The 3,853-nt window shown below is 74.2% G+C and carries 4 protein-coding genes; 1 reads left to right on the forward strand and 3 read right to left on the reverse strand.

The annotated features are described in order from the left end of the window. The 3 genes from E1300_RS48310 to E1300_RS48320 all read right to left on the reverse strand — a co-directional run. Window positions 1–228, reverse strand: a 228-nt coding sequence (locus E1300_RS48310) for a hypothetical protein (protein WP_207400436.1), incomplete at its 3' end; no start/stop codon positions are given. Between the two features lie 152 nt (window positions 229–380). Beyond that, the gene (locus tag E1300_RS48315; protein ID WP_165503338.1) at window positions 381–1,724 is read right to left on the reverse strand and encodes an acyltransferase family protein; all 1,344 of its coding nucleotides are present in this window, start codon (window positions 1,722–1,724) and stop codon (window positions 381–383) included. Beyond that, on the reverse strand, window positions 1,721–2,497 hold the full coding sequence (locus E1300_RS48320) for a class I SAM-dependent methyltransferase (protein WP_131763971.1): 777 nt from the start codon (window positions 2,495–2,497) through the stop codon (window positions 1,721–1,723). Before E1300_RS48320 ends, E1300_RS48315 begins: the two co-directional genes overlap by 4 nt. Before the next feature lie 252 nt (window positions 2,498–2,749). Here E1300_RS48320 and pgfA point away from each other — a divergent pair. After that, the coding region (pgfA, locus tag E1300_RS48325; protein ID WP_131763972.1) for a cell envelope lipid trafficking protein PgfA at window positions 2,750–3,853 on the forward strand (1,104 nt) is incomplete at its 3' end.

Consider the following 3,853-nt stretch of genomic DNA (forward strand, 5'->3'; position numbering starts at 1 on the left):
CGGCGCCCCCGTCGCCGGGACGGGCTGGCCCGCCTGGGCCGCGATCGGCCTCGCCGCCGCGCTCGGCGGCTGGATCGCCGGCGTCCCCGGCCTCGCCGTCACCACCGCCGTCGCCGTCGTGTGCGGCTGGGCGCGCACCCGCCGCTCGGCCGTCCCGCGCGCCGTGACCTCGCCCTGGACGATCGCCCTCACGATGATCGCCGGGACGGCCTGCCTCGCCGTCGGCAACCGGTGGAACCTGCTGGACAACCCGGCCGCCCCGTCCGGCGCGCTCGGCGACGTCGCGCCGCAGCTCCTCGGCCTCGCCGTCGTCGGGCGGATCGCGGTCGAGCTGTGGCGGCCCCGGCCGCGCGGCGCCGGAGGCGGCGGCCGGATCGAGATCAGCTGGGCCGCGCCCGGCTCCGGCCCGGAGAATCCGGGCGGGTCTGGTCAGGACGGTCCAGAGGGCCCGCGTCCAGGAGGTCCCGGGCCGGGCGGCCCCGGTCCGGGCGGCCGGGGTCCGGGCGGCCCCGGTCCGGGCGGGGACGGCCGCGACGGCGGCGGGTCAGCCGCTGCACCGGCCACTCCACCAGGTAGTAGCTCAGCGTCGCCGCTGCGATGGACGCCGCGGCCATCAGCGGAAGATCCGTCAGGACCTCCCCCCGGAACGCCCGGTCCGTCGCCTCGTACCAGCCGACGATGATCAGCATCTGCCAGAGGAACAGGCCGTAGGAGATCCGGCCGAGGAACCGCATCACCGGGTTGCCGAGGATCGCGCCGAGCGCCGGATGCCCCGCCGGGGCCAGCGCCACCGGCGCGACCAGGGCCGCCGCGCACAGGCCGTTCAGCACGAGGTCGAACACCGACGTCCAGAACGCGTCCGGCGTCTGGAGCGTGATCGGGCCCGTCACCGGCGTGGACGCGACGACGTACAGCATCGCGGCGGCCGTCCAGCACGCCGCCCACGAGTCCGCGACGGCCCGGCACAGCGCCGCCACCGGGCGCCGCCCGTCCAGTCGCGCCCACACCGTGACGACCGCGAGCGCCATTCCGATCGCGAACCAGCAGAAGAACCGCGGTAGCCACAGCCCCATCTGCGGGTGCCGGTGCCCCGGGAGGAACATCACCGCCGTGTAGGGCAGCGACAGCGCGGCGTACGCCCCGATGCCGTACAGCAGCCGCCGCGCCCGGACGCCGACGTCGTCCGCCGGGGCGCGGCGCGCGTACCAGCCGAGGACGGCCGCGGTGAGCGGCAGCGCGAGGTACCAGGAGACCTCCACCACCAGGCTCCACGCCTGGCCGAGCTCCGGCGGCCCGAGCCCCAGCTTCCACCACGGGTCCGACAGGTAGGTCTGCGTGAGCGTGAGGAGCGAGCCCCACGTGACCGGGTCGCCGATGTGCCCGCGCCCGGCGGTCAGCATGAAGCAGACGATGACCGCCCAGTAGGCCGGAAGGATGCGCAGCGCCCGCTTGCGGAAGTACTCGCGCGCCTTGGGCGCCTTCCGCCCGTCGAGGACGGCCGCGGCCCACGGCCGGTACAGCAGCAGCCCGGACAGCGTGAAGAAGATCGGCACCCCGACCTGGCCGCCGTTGTACAGCCACCCGGCGCCCGTCGTCCCGCTGACCGCGCCCGCCGTGCTCGCCACGTGGTACACGAGGACCGCGAGCGCCGCCACCGCCCGGAGCCCGTCCAGCGTGTCCTGGTGGCCCGAGATCGGCGGCGGCGTCGGCGGCGCGGGCCTCACGTCCGGCCGGCCTTCTTGCGCAGGACGAGCACCAGGTTCCACGTCGCGATCTCCCGGATCACCGGGACGCGGACGACGCCCTCCGCCCAGCGCGGGTGGTAGCGCGGCACGGCGTCGAGGAGCCGCACGTCGTCGCGGCTCCGGGCCCAGTCGAGCGCCGCCGACACCGAGACCGGGTGGAGGCTGTGCCCGAACCGGTTCTTCGGCGGACGGCCCGTCCGCCGCTCGTACCGCCGCGCGGCGAGGTCGCCGCCGAGGTAGTGCCACGGGGACGTCTCGTGCCCGCCCCACGGCGACAGCCAGTTCGTGAACGACAGGAACACGGTCCCGCCGGGACGGGTCACGCGGACCATCTCCCCGGCCATCCGCCACGGGTCCGGGACGTGCTCCAGCACGTTCGAGGAGAAGCAGACGTCGGCGGAACCGGTCCTGAACGGCAGCGCGAGGGCGTCCGCGACCAGGGTGTTGGGCCCCGGCTCCCCGTGCGCGGTCAGCTCCCCGAGGGCGTGGTCGAGGCCCGCGCAGCGCGCCCCGGCCGCCGCCAGCGCCCGCGCGAAGTGCCCGGCACCGGTCCCCACGTCGATCACCGTCGCGCCCGCCAGCTCCGTGTAGGAGGCGAGCTGCGCCACGGTGTCGCGCGCCACGAGGGCGTAGAAGCCGTCCGGGTCGCTCTGCTCGCGGCGGAACGCGCTCAGCAGGCGCACCGACCGGGCGAGCGTCGCGCGGTGGCCGTCCGGCGCGCGTCCGGCGGGTCTGGGGGGCGCCGAGGCCATGGGCACCTCGTGGGGGTTCGGGGGTATGCGTGTGCATCCGTGATGTACGCGGGAGCTTACCTGCCGGTACCGGGCGGAAGGACGCCATCGGGAGCGTCCGGCCGGGGGACCCGCTCACGTGCCCGGCGCCCGTCCGTTGGGGAGTAAGGAGGGCGTTATTGGACGGGCGGTTTGGCAGGTACTGTAGGGTAACTCGGCGACGCTGGGCGTGGCCCCTCGGCCGTGCGGCGACAGCAGCCCCCGGAGGTGTTCATGCGGCGACCGGTCGGCCTGGTCCTGATCGGCCTGGGCGCGTTCTTCCTCTCGCTCGCGCCCCTCGTCCGGTTCTACGTGGCCGACCAGGTGGTCCAGGCACCGCTCAACCGCTACCAGTTCACCCGGCTGGAGGCGACGAACGCCGCCTACTTCGACACCGCGACGCTCAAGCTCAAGACGGGCGTCACCCTGGAGGCCAACAGCACCGTCCGCGGCGACGTGCGGGCCAACGAGGGCAACGACAAGATCGCCGTCTGGGACTCGACGATCAACATCTTCGACAAGGCGAACCCCGACAAGCCCATCCAGATCCAGGGCTACCGGATCGCGTTCGACCGGCGGACGGGCGAGCTGGTCAACTGCTGCGGCACGAACGTCGACGGCGACAACACCGTCCGGATGTCGGGCTACGGCCTGCTGTTCCCGCTCGCCAACGTGCGCAAGCGCGACTACCCGTTCTTCGACATGACGACGAAGCAGCCGGCGCCGATGCACTTCAACGGCGTCGAGAAGGTCCACGGCGTCACGGCCTACCGCTTCACCCAGGTCATCCCGCTGACCAAGACCGCCGCGCTCGACACCAAGATGCCCGCCAAGCTCCTCGGCCTGCCCGAGGGCACCAAGGACCAGAAGGTCGACCGCTACACCGAGGCCTACAACACCGTCTGGGCCGACCCGCGCACCGGCATCCCGGTGAAGCACCGCGAGAACATCCGCAGCACCGTCCAGACCCCCGACGGCAAGGGCAAGATGGTCGTCGCGCAGGCCGACCTCGTCACCGTCGACCAGGACCAGAAGCAGCTGGCCGGCATGGCGGACAGCACCGCCTTCCAGATCGACGCCGTCCGCAGCTACATCCCGGCCGCCGCCGTCCTGCTCGGCCTCGGCATGCTGGTCATCGGCGGCTTCCTCGCCATCGCCCGGGTCGCCCCGCCCCCGCCGGAGACCCCGCGCCGCTCCGACGGCAAGTTCGGCGACGTCCGCCCCGCAGGCCCGGGCGGCCCGGCGGCGGCGTCCGCGACGGCCTCCTTCAGGGCGTCCGGCGAGTCGAGCGCCTCGTCGCCGACCTTCGCGCCGTTGAGCGCGAGGTACGGGGTGGCG

Origin of the sequence: Actinomadura fibrosa (assembly GCF_900659615.1) — a bacterium.
Classification (GTDB): Bacteria; Actinomycetota; Actinomycetes; order Streptosporangiales; family Streptosporangiaceae; genus Spirillospora; species Spirillospora fibrosa.